Here is a 22820-nt window from a genome sequence, read left to right on the forward strand (position 1 = left end):
GAATCGTGACGATCCTGGTGACCGGGGCGACCGGCAACGTCGGCCGGCAGGTGGTCGGCCGACTGGTGACGGAGGGGGTGCCGTTCCGGGCGCTGACCCGCAACCCGGACAAAGCGGGGCTGCCCGCCGGCGTCGAGACTGTGAAAGGGGACCTCGCCCGCCCCTCGGAACTCCCGCTGGACGGCATCACGTCGGTGTTCCTGCTGGCCGTGCTCGACGCCGACGACGCGGCCGGCCTCGCGCGGCAGCTCCTGGCCGCCGCACCGGACCTGCGGCGGGTGGTGTTCCTGTCCAGCGACGCGGTGACCGCGCGACGACCCGGCAGCTACGAACTCCACCTGGCCGTCGAGCAGGCGGTCGAGGCCGCCGGCGTCGAGTGGACCCACCTGCGGCCCGGCGAGTTCATGGCCAACAAGATGATGTGGGCGGGGGACGTCCGCGCCCACGACGCGGTCCGGTGGGCGTTCCCGGACGCGCCGGGCTCGCCGGTGCACGAGGCCGACATCGCGGAGGTCGCGGTGCGCGCCCTGCTCGACGGCGGCCACGCGGGCCGCGCCTACTCGCTGACCGGGCCGGAGCTGCTCACCCACCGGCAGCAGGCCGAGGCGATCGGCCGGGGCCTCGGCCGCCCGATCCGGTTCGAGGCGCTGACCTACGGCCGGGCGCGCGCGGCGCTGATCCGGGACGTCGGCGTGCCGTCGGACGTCGCGGAGTACGTCCTCGGCTACGCGGCCCAGCACAACGAGGAGCCGCCGGCGGTCTCCCCCGACTTCGAACGGGTCGTGGGCAGGCGCGGCCGGACCCTCGCCGACTGGGCGCGGGACCACGCCGCCGAACTGTCCCCCGCGCGCCCGGACGAAGCCTGACGGGCGGCTAGACCGCGCCGTACTGGCGGTCGCCGGCGTCGCCGAGCCCCGGGACGATGAACCCCGAGTCGTTCAGGCGCTCGTCGACGCTGGCGGTCACCAGGCGCACCGGCAGCCCGGACTCCTCCAAGTGCCCGATGCCCTCGGGCGCGGCCAGCGCGCACACCGCCGTCACGTCCGTCGCGCCGCGATCGGTGAGCAACCGGATCGTGTGGACCATGGACCCACCGGTGGCCAGCATCGGGTCCAGCACCAGGACCGGCCGCCCGGCCAACGACTCGGGCAGCGACTCCATATAAGGCGTCGGCCGCAGCGTCTCCTCGTCGCGGGCGAGGCCGACGAACCCCATCTGCGCGTCCGGGATGAGCTTGTGCGCCTCGTCCGCCATGCCCAGGCCGGCGCGCAGCACCGGGACCAGCAGCGGCGGGTTCGCCAGCCGGTAGCCGGTCGTGCGCGCGACCGGCGTGTGCACCTTCTCCTCCGCGACCGGTGCCGCCCGGGTGGCCTCGTACACCAGCATCACGGTCAGCTCGTGCAGTGCCGCGCGGAACGCCGCGTTGTCGGTGCGCGCGTCGCGCATGGTCGTGAGCCGTGCCCTGGCCAGGGGGTGTTCGACGACGAGGACGTCCATGGTCGAACAGTATGTGGTACGAGTACGCGATGCCCGACGGCTCGTTACCGACCTCGGTGGTGCGTTTCACGGACAGCTCGGGCCGCACGGTCGGCGCGGGCGTGGTGACCGGTCCCACCCGGCTCGTGACCTGCGCGCACGTGGTCAACCTGGCGCTGGACCGCGAGCACCGCGAGGCGGCCCGGCCGACCGGTGCGGTGCGGGTCGAGTTCCCGGCGCTGCCCGGGGTCGCCGCGACCGCGAGCGTCCACCTGTGGCTGCCGCCCCCGGCGCGCGAGGGGGGCGCGGGCGAGGACGTGTGCGTGCTGCGGCTGGACGTGCCCGCCGGCGTCACCCCGGCGAAGCTGATCACCACGCCGCCGCGCCCCGGCCACCCGGTGGACGTGTTCGGCTTCCCGGCCACCCGCCCGGACGGCGCGTGGGTGCGGGCGGCGGTGCGCGGCCAGGTCGCCGGGCGGCTGCTCCAGCTCGACAGCGAGTCGGCGCTGCGGGTGCAGCCGGGCTACAGCGGGGCACCGGTCTGGGACGCCGAGACCGAGCGCGTGGTGGGCATCGTCGCCACCTCCGCCGCGCAGGACAGCTACGCCGTCCCGGCCGACCGGCTGCGCACGGCGTGGGAGCACCAGCGCGACCAGGTCACCGGCCGGGTCGACGTGCTGCACGTGGCCGGCACCCGGTTCGGCGACGGCGACCGGTGGTTCGGGCCGCTGCACCGCGCGCTGGGCGACGCCCGGCCGGACCTCGTGGTGTGCACCGGTGACCTGACCGCGAACGGCCGGCCCAGCGAGTGCGAGCGGGGCTTCCGGTTCCTGGCGCACCTGGCCGAGGCGGTGGAGCTGCCCCGCGACCGGGTCGTCGTGGTGCCGGGCGCGGCGGACGTGAACCTGCTCGCGTGCCGGGCCTACTTCGACCAGGAGGAGGCGCTGGAGCAGCGGCCGACACCGCCGTACTGGCCGAAGTGGGGACCGTTCGCGGCGGCCTTCGCCGAGTTCTACGGGGACCGGGCCACCTTCACGCCGGACGAGCCGTGGTCGCTGTTCGAGGTGCCCGACCTGGCGGTCGTGGTGGCCGGGCTGAACTCGACGTTCCACGACTCGCACGCGGAGTCCCGGGCCGACCTGGGGCAGCGGCAGGTGGAGCGGTTCGGCGCGCTGCTGCGCGACTACCAGCGGCGCGGGTGGTTCCGGCTGGGCGCGGTGCACCGCCGGGCCACCGGGTTCGACCCGCGCGCGCTGAACCTGTGCCTGTCCGGCGACCGCCGGGGCGGCCTGGGCGAGGAGCTGCCGCTGCTGCCCGTCGCGCCCGGCTCGTTCCAGCTCGTCACGGTGGACGTGTTCGGCTTCGGCCGCGCGGTGCACGCGTTCCGCGACGGCTGGACCGACCTGGGCACCGACCGCTCGCTGGTGCGGTGGGACGGCGCGCGGGCGACGTTCGGGTCGGTCGCGTCGGCGGAGCCCCGGCGCACCCCGGCCCGGGGCGCGTTCTTCGAGCGGGTGCACGAGGCGACCGTGGTGTCGCACCCGACCGCGACCGTCACGCCGCGCGCCGACCAGGCGTACCTGCGGGTGTCGAAACCGCGCGAGGGCGGCGGCTTCGAGCAGTGGCCGGTCGGCGTGGCCACCGGGGCGGCCCTGGCCGAGGACCTCGACCGGTTCGTGGAGCTGGTGCACTCGCCGTTCGCCTCGGCGGACCCGGCCGTGCCGTCGGAGCTGGTCTACGGCGGCCCGCCCGCCGCCTCGGACGTGGTGGCGAGCGCGCAGCGCCGGGGCGTGCGGCTGCGCAGCTTCGTGGAGTACCAGGGGTTGCTGGACCTGCGACCGCTGGTGGAGCGGCAGGCGCAGCGGCTCGCGCGCGACCAGGTGTACCCGCCGGAGCTGTACGTGCCGCAGCGGTTCACCGTCGTCGGCGCGCACGAGGTGCAGGACGACGTGCTGGGCCAGGTGGTCGAGTGGCTGGGCCGCGAGGCCGCCCGGTTCGTCATGGTGCTGGGCGACTTCGGGCGCGGCAAGTCGTTCCTGCTGCGCCAGCTCACCCGGCGCCTGCCCGAGCACCTGCCCGGCCTGCTGCCGGTGCTGGTCGAGCTGCGCAGCCTGGAGAAGGCACCGACGCTGGACGAGCTGCTGGCGCAGCACCTGGTCCGCGAGGGCGTCGACGTCGTCGACATCGCCAAGCTGCGGTACATGATCCGCAGCGGCCGGCTGGCGCTGCTGTTCGACGGCTTCGACGAGCTGGAGCTGCGGGTCGGCTACGACAATGCCACCGACTACCTGGGCACCCTGCTGCACGCCGTCACCGACCGCGCGAAGGTCGTGCTGACCAGCCGCACCCAGCACTTCCGGTCCGCGAACCAGGTGCTGACCGCGCTGGGGCAGCAGGTCTCCGCGCTCACCGCCGGCCGGGGCGTGGTGATCGAGGACTTCACCGACGGGCAGATCCGGGACTTCCTGACCCGCCACTACCAGGGCGACGTCGACCGCGCGGCGCGGCGGTTCGGGCTGATCGGCGCGATCAGCGACCTGCTCGGGCTTTCCCGCAACCCCCGGATGCTGTCGTTCATCGCCGACCTGGACGAGGACCGGCTGCTGGAGGTGCGCGGCGAGCGCGGCCGGATCAGCGCCGCCGAGCTGTACCGGGAGCTGGTGGACTACTGGCTGGTCCTGGAGGCGTCCCGGCAGGAGCACCGGTTCGGCACGCCGTCGTTCGACGCCGCCGAGCGGCTGGCCGCGTGCACGTCGCTGGCGCTGCGGCTGTGGGAGACCACCGCCGCCACCATCCAGACCTCCGACCTGGCGGAGGCGGTGGTCGCCACGCTGACCCGGCTCGCCGAGCGCGGCTACTCCATCGACCAGGCCGCGCAGGCGGTCGGCTCCGGGACGCTGCTGGTGCGCACGGAGGACGGCTTCGCGTTCGTCCACCAGTCGGTGATGGAGTGGCTGGTGGCCAAGGTCGCGGCGGACGACCTGGTCGCCGGCCGCTCCGACGTGCCGGTGGTGGCGCGCAAGATGTCCCGGCTGATGGTGGACTTCTTCTGCGACCTGGCCGGGCACGACGTCGTGGTGCCGTGGGCGCGGGCCGCGCTGGCCGACCCGGCCGCGAACGACGTGGTCAAGCAGAACGCGGCGGCCGTGGTGGAACGGCTCGACGCCGAGGTCAGCTGGGAGCTGTCCGGCGTCGACCTGCGCACCACCGACGTCGGCTCGCTCGACCTGAGCGGGGCCAACCTGACCGGGGTCGACCTGAGCGGGTTCCGCCTGGTGGACCAGGACTTCAGCGGTGCGAACCTGACCGGCGCCGACCTGGCCGGCGTGCGGATGTTCGGCGGCGACCTCACCGGCGCGGTGCTGACCGGGAGCCGGTGGGACGGCGCGGTGCTGCTCGGCGTGACCGGCGCGGACCACCCGGAGCTGGCCCGCGCGGCGGTCGGCGAGCGGGACCGCGCGGAGGTGGTGGTCCGGCCGGTCGGCGTGGACGTGACCGCGGTGGCGTTCGCGCCCGGCGGCGGGCTGGTGGCGCTGGCGCGCGAGCACGTGGTGGAGCTGGTCGACCTCCGGACGGGCCGGCCGGTCCGGGTGTGGCGGCGGCGGGACCGCCCCGTGGAGCAGGTCGCTTTCTCAGCCGACGGCGCGCTGCTGGCCACCGTGGAGTCGAACCGGTGCGCGTACGTGTGGGACGCCGCCACCGGCGAACTCCGCTACGCCGTGCCGGAACCGGTGCAGGCGCTCGCCTTCAGGTCCGCGACGCACGTGGTCGTGCTGGGCGCGGACGGCAGGTCCCGGGTGCACACCGCCGACGTCGGGCCGGTGCACGTGGTCCCGCACGACCCGGGCGACGTGGCCGCCCTGTCCCCCGGCGGTTCCTGGCTGGCCGTCGTGCGCGGCACCGACGTGTCGGTGTGGTCCACCGGCCCGTCGGAGAGCGGCGTGGTCGTGCGGGTCACCACCGCCGTCGACCGCCTGGCCGTGTCGCCGGACGGCGCGCGGGTCGCGGTCGGCCGGACCGACGGGGCGGTGGAGGTGGTCGAGGTCGGCACCGGGGAGGTGCTCCACCTGCTGCCGGTGGGCAGCCGGCCGGACGCCCTGGTGTTCTCCCCGGACGGGTCGCGGCTGGCCACCGTCGACCGGTCGCTGCGGATCACCGTCTGGGACGTCGGCGGCGGTGACGACGACGTGTCGTTCCCCGGCACCGCGCTCGGCCGGTCGACCCTGGTGTTCTCGCCGGACGGCACGCAACTCGCGGTGAGCTCCGAGGACGGCGAGGCCCACCTCCACGACGCCCGCACCGGGCAGTCGCTGACCCGCTTCTCCAGCGACTGGCAGCCCGTCACCGGGGTGGCGTTCACCGCCTGGGGCCTGGCGACCGCGCACGGGACGTCGTTGCGGCACTGGGACCTCGACCAGTGGGCGGTCGACTCCGAGCACCTCGACGACGCGGAGGTCACCGACGTCGCCGTGACGCCGGACGGCCGGCGGCTCGTGGTCGCCCGGTCGGACGGGGACTCCACGGCGCTGGTCCCGCTGCGCCGGGGACCGGAGCTGCGCATCCCGACCGGGGTGGCGTTCCGGTCCTCGTCGTTCAAGGCGGACGGCGCGACCCTGCTCGCGGTGACCGACGCCGGCCGGCTGGTCGAGTGGGCGACGGCCCGGCACGCGGTCCAGTCCCTGCCGCCGGCGGTGGACGGCGAGCGCGCGACGTGCGTGGCGTGCTCCCCGGTGGAGGACCGGTTCGCCGTCGGCTACGAGGACGGCACCGTGCGGATGTGGCACTGGCGCCGGCGCACCGAGCTGTTCCCGCACACGCTGGACGTGACGTCGGTGGCGTTCTCGCCGGACGGCCAACTGGTCGTCACCGGGTCGATGGACGGCACCGTCGCCCTGCTGACGGCCACGGGCGAGCTGCTGCGGACGATCAGCATCGGGCGCACGGTGTGGGCGGTGGAGTTCACGCCCGACGGCGACCGCTTCGCCACCGCCACGTCGGACGGCGTCGCCCGGACGTGGACCCGCGACGGGCGGCACCTGGTCACGTTCACCGGCCACACCGCGCTGGTCGGCGGCCTGTCGTTCACCGGGGACGGCACGCGGCTGGCCACGGCGTCCGACGACGGCACCGCCCGCATCTGGAACTCGTTCACCGGGGCGGAGCTGGCCACGCTCGTGCACGTCGACCCGGCGACCGACGTCGTGGTGCTGCCGGACGGCTGCTACACCGGCCGTGGCCAGACCGACGCCGTGTTCTGGGCGGTCCGGCAGTGCCGGTTCGAGGCGGGCGAGCTGGACCCGTACTACCCCGGCATCCGCCGGCTGGACACCGTGGCCCCGTGAGGCCGCGCGGAGGACCGGGGGCCGTTTCGCGCTCAAACGCGCGCGAACCTCCTAAACTCATCCGGGTGAGTGACGAGCTGGTGCCGGACCCCAGTCAGATGCGCGCCTCGGACGCCGACCGCGAGCAGGTCGCCCGGGTGCTCCAGCAGGCCCACGGCGAGGGCCGGTTGGACCTGCACGAGCTGGACGAGCGGCTCGGGGCGGTGTACGCCGCCAAGACCTACGGCGAGCTGGCCCCGCTGACCTCCGACCTGGGCCTGGCGCTGCCCGCCGCCGCCCTGCCGGCGCCGGCCGCGCAGAACCTGCCCGCGTCGCGGATCGGCAGCGGCGGGCTGAGCGGGCCGAGCACGTCCATCGCCTTCTGGTCGGGGGTCGACCGCAAGGGCGAGTGGGTCGTGCCGGCCAACCACACCGTGGTCGCGGTGATGGGCGGGGTCGTGCTCGACCTGTCCCGGGCGCGGTTCGAGTCCGCCGAGACGACGATCAACGTGTTCGCCTTCTGGGGCGGCGTGGAGATCTTCGTGCCGGAGGAGGTCACCGTGCGGGTGGACGGGGCCGGGATCATGGGCGCGTTCGACGACACCACCCACAAGACGCCGACCGTCCCGGGAGGCCCGGTGGTCCGGATCACCGGTGTCGCCATCATGGCCGGGGTGGACGTGCGCCGCCCCAAGCGCAAGAAGATCAAGGGCTCCAAGCACCCCGAGCTGGAGGACTGACCTGCGCGGACGGCTTCACTTGGGACGGTCGTCCCAGTCCGCCTAGACTCGGTCGCATGGCTGCCACATCGACTGCCGCGCCGACCGCGCTGCCGCCGGCGCTCGCGGACGCGGTGCGCGACGACGCGTCGTTGCGCCGCTTCCTGCACGGGCTTCCCGGCGTCGACCAGGTCGGGGTGGAGCAGCGCGCGGCCGGCCTCGCCACGCGCAGCATCAAGAAGGCCGCCAAGCTGTGGGCGATCGACACGGCGATCTCGATGGTCGACCTGACCACGCTGGAGGGTGCCGACACCGCCGGGAAGGTGCGCTCGCTGGCCGCCAAGGCCCGCCGGCCCGACCCGGAGCGGCCCGAGGTGCCCCGGGTCGCGGCGGTCTGCGTGTACCCGGACATGGTGGCCACCGCCGTCGGCGAGCTGGCCGGGACCGGCGTCGGCGTCGCGTCCGTGGCCACCGCGTTCCCGTCCGGTCGCTCGTCGCTCAAGGTCAAGCTGGAGGACACCGCGTTCGCGGTCGACGCCGGGGCCGGCGAGATCGACATGGTGATCGACCGGGGCGCGTTCCTGTCCGGCCGCTACGGCCAGGTCTTCGACGAGATCGCGCAGGTCAAGCGCGCCTGCGGGGACGCGCACCTGAAGGTGATCCTGGAGACCGGCGAGCTGGCGACCTACGACAACGTGCGGCGCGCGTCGTGGCTGGCGCTGCTCGCCGGCGGCGACTTCATCAAGACCTCCACCGGCAAGGTGACGCCCGCCGCCACCCTCCCGGTGACGCACGTGATGCTCCAGGCGGTGCGCGACTGGCACGCCCAGACCGGCGAGCTGCGCGGCGTGAAGCCCGCCGGCGGCATCCGCACCACCAAGGACGCCGTCAAGTACCTGGTGGCGGTGCACGAGGTGGCCGGGCCCGAATGGCTGACCCCGAGCCTGTTCCGGTTCGGCGCCTCGACGCTGCTCAACGACCTGCTGATGCAGCGGCGCACCCAGTTGGACGGCCACTACAGCGGCCCCGATTACGTGACGGTGGACTGAGCCATGTGGGAATACGCGCCCGCGCCCGAGTCGCGCGACATCGCCAACCTCAAGCCGAACTACCGGATGTTCGTGGACGGGCAGTTCGTCGAGGGCGGCGGCGAGCCGCTCAAGACGGTCAACCCCGGCACCGAGGAGGTCCTGGCCGAGGTCTCCACGGCCGCGCCCGCCGACGTGGACAAGGCGGTCAAGGCCGCCCGCCGGGCCTACGACCGGGTCTGGGGCCGGATGCCCGGCTCCGAGCGCGCCAAGTACCTCTTCCGCATCGCGCGGCTGGTCCAGGAGCGCGCGCGGGAACTGGCCGTGCTGGAGACGCTGGACAACGGCAAGCCGATCAAGGAGTCGCGGGACGTCGACGTGCCCACGGCCGCCGCGCACTTCTTCCACCACGCCGGGTGGGCCGACAAGCTCGGCTACGCGGGGTTCGGCCCGGACCCGAAACCGCTGGGCGTCGCGGGCCAGGTGATCCCGTGGAACTTCCCGCTGCTGATGGCCGCGTGGAAGATCGCGCCCGCGCTGGCGTGCGGCAACACCGTCGTGCTCAAGCCCGCCGAGACCACGCCGCTGACCGCGCTGGTGCTCGCCGAGATCGTCCAGCAGGCCGACCTGCCGCCGGGCGTGGTCAACATCCTCCCGGGCGCGGGTGACGTCGGCGCGGCCGTCGTGTCGCACCCGGACGTGGACAAGGTCGCGTTCACCGGCTCCACCGAGGTCGGCAAGACCATCCAGCGGCAGCTCGCGGGCACCGGCCGGAAGCTCACCCTGGAGCTGGGCGGCAAGGCGGCCAACGTCGTGTTCGACGACGCGCCGCTGGACCAGGCCGTCGAGGGCATCGTCAACGGCATCTTCTTCAACCAGGGCCACGTGTGCTGCGCGGGCTCCCGGCTGCTGGTGCAGGAGTCGGTGGCCGACGAGCTGCTGGACAAGCTGCGGGCCCGGATCTCGACGCTGCGGGTGGGCGACCCGCTGGACAAGAACACCGACGTCGGCGCGATCAACTCGCGCGAGCAGCTCGCGAAGATCCAGGAGCTGACCGCGTCCGGAGAGGCCGAGGGCGCGCAGCGCTGGACGTCGTCGTGCCCGCTGCCCGACAAGGGCTTCTACTTCGCGCCCACGGTGTTCTCCAACGTGTCGCAGGCGATGCGGATCGCCCGCGAGGAGATCTTCGGGCCGGTGCTGTCGGTGCTCACCTTCCGCACGCCGGACGAGGCCGTGGCGAAGGCGAACAACACGCCCTACGGGCTGTCGGCGGGCATCTGGACCGAGAAGGGCTCCCGGATCCTGTGGGCGGCGCAGAAGATGCGCGCCGGCGTGGTGTGGGCGAACACGTTCAACCGCTTCGACCCCACCGCCCCGTTCGGCGGCTACCAGGAGTCGGGTTTCGGCCGCGAGGGCGGTCGCACGGGGCTGGAGGCGTACCTCGATGTCTGAGAACCGGATCGCCGTGGCGAAGACGTACAAGCTCTACATCGGCGGGGCGTTCCCCCGGTCCGAGTCGGGCCGGTCGTACCCGGTGACCGACGCCAAGGGCGCGTTCCTGGCCAACGCCGCCCAGGGCTCGCGCAAGGACGCCCGGGACGCCGTCGCTGCGGCGCGCAAGGCGTTCGGCGGGTGGTCCGGCGCGACGGCCTACAACCGGGGACAGGTCCTGTACCGGGTGGCCGAGGTGCTGGAGGGCCGGCGCGAGCAGTTCGCGGCGGAGGTCGCCGCCGCCGAGGGCGTCGCGGTGAAGAAGGCCCAGTCCCTGGTGGACGCGGCGATCGACCGGTGGGTCTGGTACGCCGGGTGGACCGACAAGGTCGCCGCCGTGCTGGGCTCGTCGAACCCGGTGGCGGGCCCGTACTTCTCGTTCTCGGTGCCGGAGCCGACCGGCGTGGTCGCGGTGCTCGCGCCGCAGCAGTCCTCGCTGCTGGGCCTGGTCAGCGTGGTCGCGCCGGTGGTCGCGGGCGGGAACACGGCCGTGGTGGTGAGCTCCCAGGACCGGCCGCTGCCGGCGGTGACGCTGTCCGAGGTGCTGGCGACGTCCGACCTGCCGGGCGGGGTGGTCAACGTGCTGACCGGCCGCACGGCGGAGATCGCGCCCTGGCTGGCCTCGCACGCCGACGTGAACGCCCTGGACCTGACCGGTGCGCCGGAGTCGCTGCGCGCGGACCTGGAGCGGTCGGCGGCGGGCACGGTGAAGCGGGTGCCGCGCACGCGGCCGTCCGAGGACTTCACCCGCGAACCCGACCTCGCGCGGCTGCGCTCGTTCCTGGAGATGAAGACCGTCTGGCACCCCATAGGAGTCTGACCCAGTCGGAGTCTGACGCAGCAGGGGTCTGGCACGGGCGGACCGGCACCGTGGGGTTCAGGCCGGGGTGGTCACGGCGTCCAGGAGGACGCGCAGCGGCTCCGGGGAGCCGGTCATGCTCTCCCGGCACGCCCGCGCGTACTTCTCCGCGTCCACCAGCGCGAAGTCCACCTGCCAGCCCGCGTGCAACGCCAACTGCCGGAAGAACGCCCGTTGCGCGCGGCCGTTGCCCTCGCGGAACGGGTGCAGGGCGTTGGTCTCGGCGAAGTAGTGCGTGAACCGGTCGCCGAAGTCCTCGCGGCCCAGGCCCACCAGGTGCTGTTCCGCGCGCAGCCCGCCGAACAGGTCGGCCGAGTACGAGTCGATGTGCCGCCAGTGCGCGAACGCCGCCGTCCGCGCGATGTCCACCCGTCGCACCTCGCCCGCCCACGGGTAGAGGTCGCCGAAGATGTGCCGGTGAAACGCCCTCAGGTGCGCCAGGTCGTACAACCCGGGCAGCGGGCTCATCTCCAACTGCCCGATCCGCAGGGCGCTGAGCCGCGCCTCCGCCGCGTCGCACGCGTGCCGCTCGGTCAGGCCCAGGGTGTTGCGCAGGACGCCGGTGACCGGGTCCGCGTAGGGGTCTTCGGGGGTCACGACCGGCGCAGGGCCTCGATCTCCCGCGCGATCGCCTCGTCCATCGTCAGCTCGCCCGCCGCGACGGCCCGCATGGTGGCCCGGGTGTCCTCGGGGACCTCCAGGCCCTCCAGCCGCACGCTCGCCACCGCGTCCGCGAACGCCTCCTCGGGGGCGCTGGTCAACCGGCGGAAGTACCGGGCCATCACCCGGTTGGACAGCGGGGCGGTGCTGGGCTCGGTCTCCGGCAGGTCGCCGCGCGCGTCGCGCCACGGCTCCTCGGCGTGCGCCATGTCGCTGAGCTCGTGGCGGCTGAACCCGCCGTAGCGCCGCACCACGTCGTGCACCACCGAGCGCTCCCGGTCCGACAGCCGGGCCGGGTCGCCCTCGTCCCACGGGCCCACCTCGGTCTGGCCCCGGTGCCGCAGGTACACCTCGGGCACCACCGGGCCGCGCCGCCACGCCTCGATGCGCGCGGCGAACATCGGTTCGTCGTACCTGGCCAGGTGCCACGCCTGTGCGTAGTAGAGCAGCTTCTGCAGCTTCATCGGCGATTCGGGCCCCGTGGCGCCGAGCACCGCCGCGGCCACGTCGTGCACGTCCGCCATACCCGCTCCAAGACCGCTGACCTGCGACAACCCGTTGCCCCCAGGATACCGGAACGCCGCGCCCCCGTCTGCTCCGCGCGGCGACCAAGACCGCTCAGGTGGTCCGCCAGCCCAGGTGGCCGTCGGCGGTGACCAGGGGCTCGCAGTGCCCGATCCGGCTGCGGTGCTCCAGCGCGGTGGCGACCTCGTCGAGCATCTCGCCCAGGCCGGTCCACTCGGGCTTGAGCATCTCGCCGCGCTCGCGGTCCCACTCCACCACGCAGCCGGACAGCACGCCCGGCCGCAGGTCGACGGCGAGCGCGTCGCCGCAGCCGTCGAACGCGATCGGCAGCCACCTCGGGTGGAAACCGGCCGTCGGGGTGCCCGCCTCGGTGTCCACGTCGCGCGGCCAGAACCGCTCCTTGAGCCGCCACGAGCGCAGCGAGTCCCGGGGGCCCAGCGGCGTGTAGAACGGCGGCAGGACCTCCGCGAACGCGAGCGCGGCGGTGCCCCCGCACACGGCCCACCACGCGCGCAGGTCTTCGGGCGGCTCCAGGCCGCTCGCGACCGACAGTGCCTCCACCGCCGCGTCGTCCCCGTTGGGGATGAACGCCGAACCGGTCGAGGGGGCGTGGTGGTCGAGCCACGCCAGGATCCGCTCCCAATGGCGCACAACACCCACGTACCCATGATCACGTACGCGGCCGTCGCGGGGTACCGCCCATCAGGGGAGGATCTGCCCCAAAGGGCACACCTGCCGCCGTTGGATGGTGCAGGATCGCCCCCGGAAGGGCGTATCCGCAAGGGGGATGCAGTGGAACGGGGTTTCGGCGTCGACCTCGCCGCGCTGTCGACGTACAGCGGCACGGCGTCCGGGTTGGCCGGCGAGGTCGGCGAGGTCGGCACGTCGACGTTGTCCGGCACCTCGTCGCTCGCGGCGGGCAGTTTCGGCGTGATCGGCGACGAGGTCGGCCTGGGCGCGGCGTTCGGCCAGGCCGCGCGGACCCAAGTGGACGGTGTCGCGGCGGCGGCGAGCGGGCTGTCGGCGTTCGCCGGCGCGGTGTCGAAGACCGGCGAGGCGTACCGGGAGCAGGAGGCGCAGAACAGCGCCGACTTCGGCCGGGCGTACCGGGTCTGAGATGGACGTCGCGGGTTTCCTGGCGGGCCTCGTCGCCCCGATGAAGGCCGACCTGGCGAAGCTGGAGGGCGACACGGGCGGCGCGCAGCGCGCGGCCGACGCCTTCGGCCGGGCCTCCTCGGCGCTGACCGAGATCGACGGGCGGCACACCGGCGCGGCGAACGCCGTGCTCGGCACCTGGTACGGCGACCGCGCGAACGCGTTCCAGCAGCGGGTCGCGGCGTTCTCCGGTGGCGTGGGCACGCTGGCGCGCAACGCGACCGCCACGCAGTCGGCCGCCACCACGGCGGTGGAGTCGGTGCTCGGCGGCCGGAAGGCGATCCAGGGGCTGATCGACGAGTTCACCGGCTGGGCCGAACCGAGGCTCGCCGCCGCCGTCGCGGCGTCGCTGTTCGGCGGGGTCGGCGCGGTGCTCGCGGTGGCCGCCGACGTGACGGCGAAGGCCCGCGAGTACGAGGGCCGGTCGGCGCGGGAGCTGGACCGCGTCCGGACCGAGCTGACGGCGGTGGTCACCCGGCTCCAGGGCTTGGAGAAGCCGGACTTCGCCGGGCTCGGCGACCCCCTGGGCGCGGATTCCGGCGGCACCACGTCGACGTCGGGCGCGGACGACGGCGGCGGGCGCGACCCGTCCTCGCCCGGCGGCCCGTCGGGAGGGTCGGCCGGCTCGTCCGGCTCGTCCGGCGGCGGTGGCGGTTCCGGGAGCGGCGGTGGCGGTGGTGGTGGTGGCGCGACCGGGCCCCGGCTGCCGGTGGCGATCCCGCCGCAGCCCGGCACGGGCGTGGGCGTGAACCTGCCGGACGGCAGCTCCGCCGAAGCGCCCAACGAGACCGCCGCGCGGGCCGTGCGCAACGCGCTGTCCGCGCTGGGCACGCCGTACGTGTGGGGTGGCGCGAACCCGCCGCAGGGCACGGACTGCTCCGGCCTGACCCAGTGGGCGTACGGGGGTGCCGGGTTCGACATCCCGCGCCCGGCGTCGTCGCAGGCGATGGGCGCGTCCGTGCCGCCGGACCAGCTGCTGCCGGGCGACCTGGTGGTGTGGGACGGGCACGTGGCGATGGTGATCGGCAACGGCCAGATGGTGGAGGCGGGCGACCCGGTGCAGGTGAACCCGGTCCGCACCAGCAACATCGGCATGGGTTTCCTGGGCTTCTACCGACCGACGGGCTGAGGACGTGGACGAGACGACACGCGCGGCCCGGCGGGTCGCGGAGCTGGGGGCCCGGGTGTCCGGGCACGTGGCGGGCACCGGGCCGGTGCTCGGGCGGGCGTCCTCTTCGGACGGCGCGGTGACGGTGGTGACCGCGCCCGGCGCGGCGCCCGCCGAGATCCGGGTCTCGGCCGCCGCGCTGGCCATGGGCGCGGACGCGCTGGGCGCGGAGATCGTGCGGGTCGCCGAGCGCGCCGCGCGGGACGCCGCCGCCCGGATGCACCGGTCGCTGGCGCGGCTGGTGGACCCGGCGACCGCGCGGGCGCTGGCCGAGATCGGCTTCCCGGCGGACGCGCCCGGCGGCGAGTCCGAGGACGACTTCGGGACCACGTACCTGAGGGGGCCGCGATGAGCGCCCAGGAGGAGCGGGTCGCCGCCGCCGACCGGCTCGCCGACCTGCTGTCCCGGGTCACCGCCACGGCCGAGCACCCCTCGGGCCTGGTGACCGTGACGGCGTCCGCCGCGGGCGCGCTGCGGTCCGTGCGGCTGCACCCGGCGGCGCTCGGGCACGGCCCGGACGCGGTGGGCGGGCTGGTCGCCGAGACCGCCCGGCTGGCCACCGACGCGGCCGTGCAGACCGGCTACAACGAGCTGGCCAAGACGTTGGGCGACAGCATGGCGATGGCCGTCGAGGACTTCGCCGGCCCGCCCCCGCTGCACCGGCAGGCGGACCCCGCAGAAGCCTGGGGCGCAACGGCTTCCGACCGGCCCGCGCACCTCCGGGACACCTCCCGGCAGCCGGGCGCGGGAGACCCGCGCACCGCGCCCGGCCGGCCCGGTCACGGGCAGCCGGCGCACCGGCGGGACGAGCGCGACCCCGGGCAGCCGCCGGGCTCCCGGGACGCGTCGGGTTCCGGACAGGCGTCCGGAACCGGACCGCCGGCCCCGGCCGCGCCGCCGTGGTCCTCGGGACGCCCGCGAGGGCCCCGGCCTGCGCGTCCCCGCCCCGCCGCGCCCGTCGAGGACGACGACGACGACTTCTTCGCCGACCCATTCCGTGGTCAACGGCGGTAGGGCCGGCTCCACCCCGTACTCTTGCCCCCGCATGGCAACGGGGCTTGGCGTGACCGGGAGGCACGGATGGCACAGGACATCGTCCCGATCGAGCTGGGGCTCACCCAGGGTGATGTCGTCACCCTGTGGGCCCCGCGCTGGCGGGAAGAGGGCGAGGAGTGGGAGGCATTCCTCGGCCACGAGGAAGACCTGTACGCCTTCCCGGACGCGGCCCACCTGGCGGCGTTCGTGCGCAAGGCCGAGGAGCACGACCTGACCGACCACCCGGCGTGGCACGTGGTGCCCGGCCTGTCGGTGGGCGAGCTGTCGCCGGACGACAACCACCAGTTCGACCTGGTGGGCGTGCCGGAGCTGGTGGCCGAGGAGCCCGACACCTGGGTGATCGGCGAGCTGGCCGACGTGGTGTCGATCGTGCGCTCGCTGGCCGACGTGTGCGAGCTGGACAAGGTGCACGAGGTGCTGGACTCGGCGGAGGGCTTCGCGCTGCTGCCGCAGGGCACGCTGCCGTTCACCGGCCGCGAGGGCCAGGCGCTGTGGACCGAGCTGGCGCGGGTCGTCGCCGAGAAGTGGGACGAGGTGCTGGACGCGATCGACGAGGTGGTCGCCACCCCCGACGTCGAGGACGACGCCCTCAAGGTCGCGCAGGAGGAGCTGGCCGCCTTCGAGGAGGCCAACGCGGTCGCCGACGAGGACGACGCCGAGGAGGACGACGAGGACGGCACCGAGCCGGTCGGCTTCTGGAGCGAGGTCGGCATCGACCCGATCAAGATCATCACTGGCGCGGGCGAGTACTACACGCTGCGCTGCTACCTGGACGACCAGCCGCTGTTCCTGGGCCGCAAGGGCCGGATCGACGTGTTCGGCTCGCCGCGCGCGCTGTCCCGGTTCATCGTCGAGGCCGAGGGCAACGACCTGGCCGACGTGTCGACCTGGGGCGAGCTGGTGGTCAAGGCGACCGGCGGCGACCTGGACGTCGAGGTCGACCCGGACAACGTCTACGTGTTCACCGGCTTGGACGAGGACATCTCGGACGGCCCGGACGCGGTCGACCCGACGCAGCTCGACCTCGCGGTGGAGCTGCTGGAGGACACCGGCGAGTGGGCCGGCGACGACGGTGTGAAGGTCGCCCTCAACCAGTCCGAGTCGCTGGGCTGGCTGGTGTCCTACGTGCTCAAGCCGGACCCGACGCGGCTCGCGCCGAGCGCGCCGTACGAGGCCGAGGTCACCGCGTGGCGGGCGCTGGTCGCGTCGTTCGAGGACCGGCTGAACGTCCACTAGGCGGGCACGGCGGAGGGGGCGGGTTCCTCGGAACCCGCCCCCTCCGCCGTTGCGCGGCTACTGCGCGAGTGCCGCGTAGCCGGGCTCGATCACGTCCTGGATCAGCGCGCGGCGCTCGTCCAGCGGCAGGAACGCGGCCTTGGCGGCGTTGACCGCGAACCCGCGCAGGTCGTCCCAGCCGAAGCCGAACTGCCGCACCACGGCTTCCAGCTCGCCGGTGGCCGTGCAGTCGCTCATCAGCCGGTTGTCGGTGTTGACGGTGACCCGGAAACCCAGGTCGGCCAACCGCTTGATCGGGTGCTCGGCCAGCGAGGCGACCGCGCCGGTCTGCACGTTGGAGGTCGGGCACATCTCCAGCGCGATCCGGCGGTCGCGGACGTACGCCGCGAGGTGGCCGACCTCGTCGCCCCGGATGTCCTCGGTGATCCGCACGCCGTGGCCGAGCCGCTCGGCGCCGGCGAACTGCACGGCCTGGTGGATCGACTCGGCACCGTCCGCCTCGCCGGCGTGGATGGTGAAGTGCGCGTTCTGCCGGCGCAGGTACTCGAACGCGGACAGCTCGCGGGTGGCCGGGAAGCCCAGCTCGGGGCCGGCGATGTCGAACCCGACCACGCCCGCGTCCCGGTACCGGACGACCAGGTCGGCGATCCGCTGCCAGCCGTCGTTCTGCCGCATGGCGCACAGCAGCGTGCCGACCCGGATCCGGTTGCCGGACTCGGCCTCGCCCAGGCGGAAGCCCTCCTGCACGGCCTCGACGGCCTGCTCCAGGCTGAGCCCCTTGTCGGTGAACAGCTCGGGGGCGTAGCGGACCTCCGCGTACACGACGCCGTCGGCGGCGAGGTCCTGCGCGGCCTCGGACGCGACCCGGACGAGCGCGGCCTCGTCCTGCATCACCCCGCAGGTGTGCGCGAAGCCCTCCAGGTACCGGACCAGGGAGCCCGAGTTGGCGTTGTCGCGGAACCAGTCGGCCAGCGCGCCCGGGTCGGTGGTGGGCAGGCCCTGGTGACCGCACGCCTCGGCGAGCTCGATCACCGTCCGGGGGCGGAGGCCACCGTCGAGGTGGTCGTGCAGCAGCACCTTCGGCGCGCTGCGGATGGCCTCCGTGGTAAGCGGGGTAGGCATGTGGCTCACCGTATACCGGCGACACGCCGGGGCAGGTCCGCAACCGGTTGATCTTGAGCCGATATGATCACGCAGGAGTCGTCCGCTGTGGCCGGAACCACCCCTTCGGAGGGCCATTCTGCCGTTGTGCACTCGTGATGCAGAACTTTCCGCTACCGGGCGCTGAACTTGAGTCACCCGGCCGGCGGATCGTCACCGGACGCGCTCGGAGGTGCGCAGTCGGTTACCGTCGAGTAGGGTCGTTCGTCGTAACCCGAACGGCCTAGGCGCAAGGCCGAGACAGGGGGTGTGCGCCGGGGGGTGGTACAGCCCCGACCCCCGACGCCATTAGGCTCCCGGAGGTCTCCCCTCCCCTGGACGAAGGCATTCAACGCCGTGAACGAGAACAACAACTCCACGATGTCCTTCGATCGGATGCGCAACATGCTCACGCGCGCCGCGGAGATCCGTGAGAGCGAACAGCAGCAGATCTTCGATGCACTGGACGAGATCCACGCGCGGATGTCCCCGCTGGAGTCGCTGGGTTCCGTTCGCAAGCGCCTGTCCGAGCTGCCCGACCGGACCGAGGTCAGCGTGCTGGCCGAACGCCTGGACGAGGCGCTCGCGCGCCTGGAGGCGCAGGACAACGCGGTCCAGGGCATCACCCGCGCCGTGGACGGCCTGGTCGACAAGCTGGCCAAGCCGTTCGCCCAGCTCGACGGCCGGCTGGACGGCGTCGCCGGCCGGTTCGAGGGCGTCGCGGGCCGGATGGACGGGCTGGAGGACAAGCTCTCCCACATCCACAAGCGCCTGGACGACCTGGACCTCCACCTCGACAAGCAGGACAACAAGGTCGACACCGTGCCGGGGGCGGTGACCGGCCCGCTGCGCGAGCGCATCGAGGCGTTGGAGGCCGCGCTGCGCGGTCGCCTGGACGAGGTGGACGAGGGCGTGCACGAGCACCTCGACGGCACCCGCGAGGCGTTGCAGCGCTCGGTCACCGACTCGTCGACCTCGCTGCACGGCCGCATCGAGGAGACCCGCAACGACCTCGGCGCGACCCGCGACTCGCTGGCCGGCTCCCTCGCCGAGACCCGCGACAAGCTGGCCGCGTCCGTGGCCGAGACCCGCGAGAGCCTGGCGGGCTCGCTGCACGAGACGCGCGAGTCGCTCGCGGCGTCGCTGGACGACACCCGCAGCACCGTGCACGGCAAGCTGGACGAGGCCCGCGAGGCGCTGCACGCCGCGCTGGACGAGACCCGCGAGCAGGTCGACGCGACCGACCGCCTGGAGGCGCTGGCGCAGCGCCTGGAGGGCGTCACCTCGCGCCTGGACACGATGACCACCCGGCTGGACTCCGTGGAGGACGACTTCGCGGCCCGCCTGGGCGAGCTGTCCGGCGTCGTGGAGCAGGGCATCGCCAAGGTCGAGGGGACCGTGGCGGCCCGGCCCGACGCGGACTCGCTGGCGTCCATGGTGCGCAAGAGCAACCAGGAGTCGGAGCTGCGCATCGGCGGCCAGCTGGACGAGGCCATGGCGACCTTCGCCGAGCTGATCCTCGGTGGCGGCTCGCCCACCCCGCCCCCGCCGCCCACCGCGCTGCCCCGCCCGCAGCGGCGCACCCGCAAGAACGGCCCGAAGGGCCCGGACAACCGCGCCGTGGACGACGACGACCTGGCCGCCGAGGGCGCCTGACCGTCACGCCGAGAGCCCGGCTCCTCCTTCGGGGGGAGCCGGGCTCTTCCGCGTGCGGACCGGTCCGCCCGCTTCCCCGGCGCGGGCCTCGACCCGTCGACCCGGGCGGGCCGGGACGCCGGGCCGGGTGCGCGCGCACCGGCCCGACCGCGCGCTAGGGGCGCGGGCGGTGCGGGTACGAGCCGGGAGGGAGCGGGTCGTCCGCCCCTCCCGCGACCACGTGGTGGACCCCGCCGACCACTCCCCCGGACTGCCGCCCGTCCGCCGAAGCCGACGCGACGGGACCCGACAGCCCCAACAGCACCAGAACCAGAACACCGAGAGTTCGCATGTCTCGGTTCTACGCCCCGCCGGCGTTGTGCTCACCGGTTCGCCCGACACCGGACAAAAACGGGCAACAACCTGACGCCATCAGCCCCTCAGGACGTCGATCACCAGCGGCGGGCGGTCCGGCGCGGAGCCGCCGACCGCGTACCCGCCCTCCAGCGCGGCCAGCGCGCCGGCGACGGCGTCCGGCGTGTCGGTGCGCAGCTCCAGCAGCGGCTGCCCCCCGGTCACCCGGTCGCCGGGCTTGGCCAGGCACAGCACGCCGGCACCGGCCTGCACCGGGTCCTCCTTGCGCGCCCGGCCGGCGCCCAGCCGCCACGCCGCGACGCCCACGGCGTAGGCGTCCAGCGCGACCAGCACGCCGTCGGCCGGTGCCGTGACGACGTGCTTGTGCGCGCCGACCGGCAGCTCGGCCTCCGGGTCGCCGCCCTGCGCGCGGATCATCCGGGCCCACGTCTCGTACGCCTCGCCGGACGCCAGCACCGCCGCCGGGTCGGCGTCGACCCCGGCGCGGTCGAGCATCTCGCGGGCCAGCGCGACGGTCAGCTCCACCACGTCGGCGGGCCCGCCGCCGCGCAGCACCTCGACCGACTCGGCCACCTCGACGGCGTTGCCGACCGCGCGGCCCAGCGGCACCGACATGTCGGTCAGCAGGGCGGAGACCTGCAACCCGTGGTCCACGCCGATCGACACCAGGGCCCGCGCCAGGGCCCGCGCCTGCTCCTCGGTCTTCATGAACGCGCCGGACCCGACCTTCACGTCCAGCACCAGCGCCCCGGCACCCTCGGCGATCTTCTTGGACATGATCGAGCTGGCGATGAGCGGGATGGCCTCGACCGTCCCCGTCACGTCCCGCAGCGCGTAGAGCTTCCGGTCCGCCGGGGCCAGCCCGGTGGTCGCCGCGCAGATCACCGCGCCGACGTCCCGCAACTGGGCGGTGACCTCGTCCACGGACAGTTGCGCGCGCCAGCCGGGCACGGACTCCAGCTTGTCCAGCGTGCCGCCGGTGTGGCCGAGGCCGCGCCCGGAGAGCTGCGGCACCGCCGCGCCGCACGCCGCCACCAGCGGGGCCAGCGGGAGGGTGATCTTGTCCCCGACACCGCCGGTCGAGTGCTTGTCCACGGTCGGGCGGCCGACGTCGAGCGCGAGCGACTCGCCCGAGCGCACCATCGCGCGCGTCCAGCGGGCCGTCTCGCGGTCGTCCATGCCGTTGAGGTAGATCGCCATGGCGAGCGCCGACATCTGCTCGTCGGCGACCAGGCCCCTGGTGTAGGCGTCGACCACCCAGTCGATCTGGGCGTCGGACAGGGCTGCCCGGTCCCGCTTGGCCCGGATCACGTCGACTGCGGTGTGCGTCATGGCAGGTCCTCCGGTCCGAACGCGTCGGGCAGCACGCGGGTCATCGGCAGCACGCCGGCCGGCGTGTCGACCAGGCAGTCGGGACCGCCCAGCTCGTAGAGCACCTGCCGGCAGCGCCCGCACGGCATCAGCAGCTCGCCGGCACCGCTGCGGCACGCGACGGCCACGAACCGGCCGCCGCCGGTCAGCCGGAGCTGGCCCGCCATGGTGCACTCGGCGCACATGCCGACGCCGTACGACGCGTTCTCCACGTTGCAGCCCAGGACGACCCGGCCGTCGTCGCACACCGCCGCCGACCCGACCTGGAGCCCGGAGTACGGGCTGTAGGCCGAACGGGCGGCTTCGACGGCACGTGCGCGCAGGTCGTCCCAGTCGACGTCAACCACGGCGGTACACCACCCCGTCGGCCGCCGGCATCCGCAACCGCTGGGACGCGACGGCGAGCACGATCAGCGTGACCAGGTGCGGCGCGTAGGTGGTCAGCTCGCTCGGCACCTCGTCGACGCTGTAGTACACGGCGTAGAGCGCGACGGCGGCGACGATCCCGCCCGCAGCCGCGAACCAGCGCCGGCGCACCAACTGCCAGATCACCAGCACGCCGAGCAGCAGGACCGCGCCGTAGATCAGGGCGAGGAAGGTCTTGCCGCCGCTGCGGAGCTGGAGGCCGTCCGCGTAGCCGAACAGCGCCGCGCCGCCGAGCAGGCCGCCCGGCCGCCAGTTGCCGAAGATCATCGCGGCGAGGCCGATGAAGCCCCGGCCGTTGGTCTGGCCCTCCAGGTAGCCGGGCTGGCCGGGGTTGAGCACCAGGGCCGCGCCGCCGATGCCGGCCAGCGCGCCGGAGGCGATGACGGCGAGGTACTTGTGCCGGTAGACGTTGACGCCCAGCGACTCGGCGGCCACCGGGTTCTCTCCGCAGGAGCGCAGCCGCAGGCCGAACCGGGTCCGCCAGAGCAGCAGGTAGCTGCCGACCACCAGCGCGATGGCGAGCATGGTCAGCGGCGAGACGCCGGTGACCAGGCCGCGCAGGATGCCCGCCACGTCGGACAGCCCCACCCGCTGCTGCGCCTCCAGGTCGCCCAGCCAGTCGGAGATGCCGGGCGCGGAGTACGTGTCGAACTTCGGCACCGCCGGCGACTCGCGCGGGTTGTGCGACAGCGGGAAGAAGATCAGCGTGGACAGGTACTTGGTGACGCCCGCGCCGAGCAGGTTGATCGCCACACCGGACACGATGTGGTTGACGCCGAACGACACGGTGGCGATCGCGTGCAGCAGGCCGCCCAGCGCGCCGAACACGGCGGCGGACAGCAGCGCGGCCCACGGCCCCCACTGGTAGCCCGCCCAGGCGGCGCCCCACGTGCCCAGGATCATCATGCCTTCGAGGCCGATGTTCACCACGCCCGCGCGCTCCGCCCACAACCCGCCGAGGCCGGCCAGCAGGATCGGCAGCGCCAGCCGCACGGCGGTCTGGATGGTGCCGGTCGAGGTCAGCTGCGGGACGTCGGTCAGGTACGACGTCGTGGACAGCAGCACGACCGCGCCCGCGACCCCGATCACCCCGACCAGCCAGCCGGGGATCTTCCGGGCTTTCCGAGGCGGCGGAACGGTCGACGGCGCCTCGGACGGGTTCATCAACGACGTGCTCAT

General features: G+C 74.1%; 20 protein-coding genes. 12 read left to right on the forward strand and 8 right to left on the reverse strand.

Annotated elements, in window-relative coordinates; translation table 11 throughout:
* The first annotated feature begins 5 nt into the window (after positions 1–5).
* Positions 6–866: an NAD(P)H-binding protein gene (locus tag AB0I60_RS17640; RefSeq protein WP_360731044.1), complete on the forward strand. Its 861-nt coding sequence runs from the start codon at positions 6–8 to the stop codon at positions 864–866.
* Between the two features lie 7 nt (positions 867–873).
* Here the strand turns inward: AB0I60_RS17640 and upp are convergent, their stop codons facing one another.
* Entirely contained in the window at positions 874–1497 is a 624-nt protein-coding gene (gene upp / locus AB0I60_RS17645) for a uracil phosphoribosyltransferase (protein WP_360731046.1), read from the reverse strand.
* Between the two features lie 11 nt (positions 1498–1508).
* On the opposite strand from upp, the gene AB0I60_RS17650 reads away from it, so the two are divergent.
* The 5 genes from AB0I60_RS17650 to AB0I60_RS17670 all read left to right on the forward strand — a co-directional run bounded on the left by AB0I60_RS17650 (position 1509) and on the right by AB0I60_RS17670 (position 10855).
* Complete coding sequence (locus AB0I60_RS17650; RefSeq protein WP_360731047.1) at positions 1509–6818, forward strand: trypsin-like peptidase domain-containing protein; 5310 nt, start codon at positions 1509–1511, stop codon at positions 6816–6818.
* Between the two features lie 65 nt (positions 6819–6883).
* Complete coding sequence (locus AB0I60_RS17655; protein ID WP_360731049.1) at positions 6884–7537, forward strand: DUF1707 domain-containing protein; 654 nt, start codon at positions 6884–6886, stop codon at positions 7535–7537.
* A gap of 56 nt (positions 7538–7593) precedes the next feature.
* Positions 7594–8565 (forward strand): deoxyribose-phosphate aldolase, encoded by a 972-nt coding sequence (deoC, locus tag AB0I60_RS17660; protein ID WP_360731051.1) that lies wholly within the window; start codon positions 7594–7596, stop codon positions 8563–8565.
* Positions 8566–8568: 3 nt separating this feature from the next.
* Positions 8569–9996, forward strand: a complete 1428-nt coding sequence (locus AB0I60_RS17665; protein WP_360731053.1) for an aldehyde dehydrogenase family protein — start codon at positions 8569–8571, stop codon at positions 9994–9996.
* Positions 9989–10855: an aldehyde dehydrogenase family protein gene (locus tag AB0I60_RS17670; protein ID WP_360731055.1), complete on the forward strand. Its 867-nt coding sequence runs from the start codon at positions 9989–9991 to the stop codon at positions 10853–10855. The genes AB0I60_RS17665 and AB0I60_RS17670 overlap by 8 nt, the downstream gene beginning before the upstream one ends.
* 57 nt (positions 10856–10912) lie before the next feature.
* Here the strand turns inward: AB0I60_RS17670 and AB0I60_RS17675 are convergent, their stop codons facing one another.
* The 3 genes from AB0I60_RS17675 to AB0I60_RS17685 form a co-directional block, all read right to left on the reverse strand.
* Positions 10913–11491, reverse strand: a complete 579-nt coding sequence (locus AB0I60_RS17675) for a Fic family protein (RefSeq protein ID WP_360731056.1) — start codon at positions 11489–11491, stop codon at positions 10913–10915.
* Positions 11488–12078, reverse strand: a complete 591-nt coding sequence (locus AB0I60_RS17680) for a type II toxin-antitoxin system antitoxin SocA domain-containing protein (RefSeq protein ID WP_360731057.1) — start codon at positions 12076–12078, stop codon at positions 11488–11490. Before AB0I60_RS17680 ends, AB0I60_RS17675 begins: the two co-directional genes overlap by 4 nt.
* 94 nt (positions 12079–12172) lie before the next feature.
* Complete coding sequence (locus AB0I60_RS17685; RefSeq protein WP_360731059.1) at positions 12173–12739, reverse strand: SMI1/KNR4 family protein; 567 nt, start codon at positions 12737–12739, stop codon at positions 12173–12175.
* A gap of 132 nt (positions 12740–12871) precedes the next feature.
* Between AB0I60_RS17685 and AB0I60_RS17690 the strand changes: the two genes are divergently transcribed.
* From AB0I60_RS17690 to AB0I60_RS17710, 5 genes are all read left to right on the forward strand, one after another.
* Positions 12872–13195: a hypothetical protein gene (locus AB0I60_RS17690; RefSeq protein WP_360731060.1), complete on the forward strand. Its 324-nt coding sequence runs from the start codon at positions 12872–12874 to the stop codon at positions 13193–13195.
* A 1-nt stretch (position 13196) separates the two neighbouring features.
* Positions 13197–14363 carry a C40 family peptidase gene (locus tag AB0I60_RS17695; RefSeq protein ID WP_360731062.1) on the forward strand — a complete coding sequence of 389 codons (1167 nt, stop codon included), beginning with the start codon at positions 13197–13199 and terminating at the stop codon, positions 14361–14363.
* A 4-nt stretch (positions 14364–14367) separates the two neighbouring features.
* A complete protein-coding gene (locus tag AB0I60_RS17700; protein ID WP_360731064.1) occupies positions 14368–14754 on the forward strand; it encodes a hypothetical protein in 387 nt (128 codons plus the stop codon).
* Positions 14751–15416 (forward strand): YbaB/EbfC family nucleoid-associated protein, encoded by a 666-nt coding sequence (locus AB0I60_RS17705; RefSeq protein ID WP_360731065.1) that lies wholly within the window; start codon positions 14751–14753, stop codon positions 15414–15416. Before AB0I60_RS17700 ends, AB0I60_RS17705 begins: the two co-directional genes overlap by 4 nt.
* 66 nt (positions 15417–15482) lie before the next feature.
* The gene (locus tag AB0I60_RS17710) at positions 15483–16694 is read left to right on the forward strand and encodes a primosomal protein (protein ID WP_360731067.1); all 1212 of its coding nucleotides are present in this window, start codon (positions 15483–15485) and stop codon (positions 16692–16694) included.
* 57 nt (positions 16695–16751) lie between these two features.
* Here the strand turns inward: AB0I60_RS17710 and AB0I60_RS17715 are convergent, their stop codons facing one another.
* Complete coding sequence (locus AB0I60_RS17715; protein WP_360731069.1) at positions 16752–17816, reverse strand: adenosine deaminase; 1065 nt, start codon at positions 17814–17816, stop codon at positions 16752–16754.
* A 399-nt stretch (positions 17817–18215) separates the two neighbouring features.
* On the opposite strand from AB0I60_RS17715, the gene AB0I60_RS17720 reads away from it, so the two are divergent.
* Positions 18216–19490, forward strand: a complete 1275-nt coding sequence (locus AB0I60_RS17720) for a hypothetical protein (RefSeq protein WP_360731071.1) — start codon at positions 18216–18218, stop codon at positions 19488–19490.
* Between the two features lie 411 nt (positions 19491–19901).
* On the opposite strand, the gene AB0I60_RS17725 is transcribed toward AB0I60_RS17720, so the two are convergent.
* The 3 genes from AB0I60_RS17725 to AB0I60_RS17735 are packed head-to-tail and all read right to left on the reverse strand — an operon-like array spanning position 19902 to position 22820.
* Complete coding sequence (locus AB0I60_RS17725) at positions 19902–21176, reverse strand: thymidine phosphorylase (protein ID WP_360731073.1); 1275 nt, start codon at positions 21174–21176, stop codon at positions 19902–19904.
* Positions 21173–21562, reverse strand: a complete 390-nt coding sequence (locus AB0I60_RS17730; RefSeq protein WP_360731074.1) for a cytidine deaminase — start codon at positions 21560–21562, stop codon at positions 21173–21175. The genes AB0I60_RS17725 and AB0I60_RS17730 overlap by 4 nt, the downstream gene beginning before the upstream one ends.
* Positions 21555–22820, reverse strand: a complete 1266-nt coding sequence (locus AB0I60_RS17735) for an ABC transporter permease (protein WP_360731076.1) — start codon at positions 22818–22820, stop codon at positions 21555–21557. The genes AB0I60_RS17730 and AB0I60_RS17735 overlap by 8 nt, the downstream gene beginning before the upstream one ends.

Origin of the sequence: Actinosynnema sp. NPDC050436 (genome assembly GCF_040655415.1) — a bacterium.
In the GTDB taxonomy this organism is placed as follows: Bacteria; Actinomycetota; Actinomycetes; order Mycobacteriales; family Pseudonocardiaceae; genus Actinosynnema.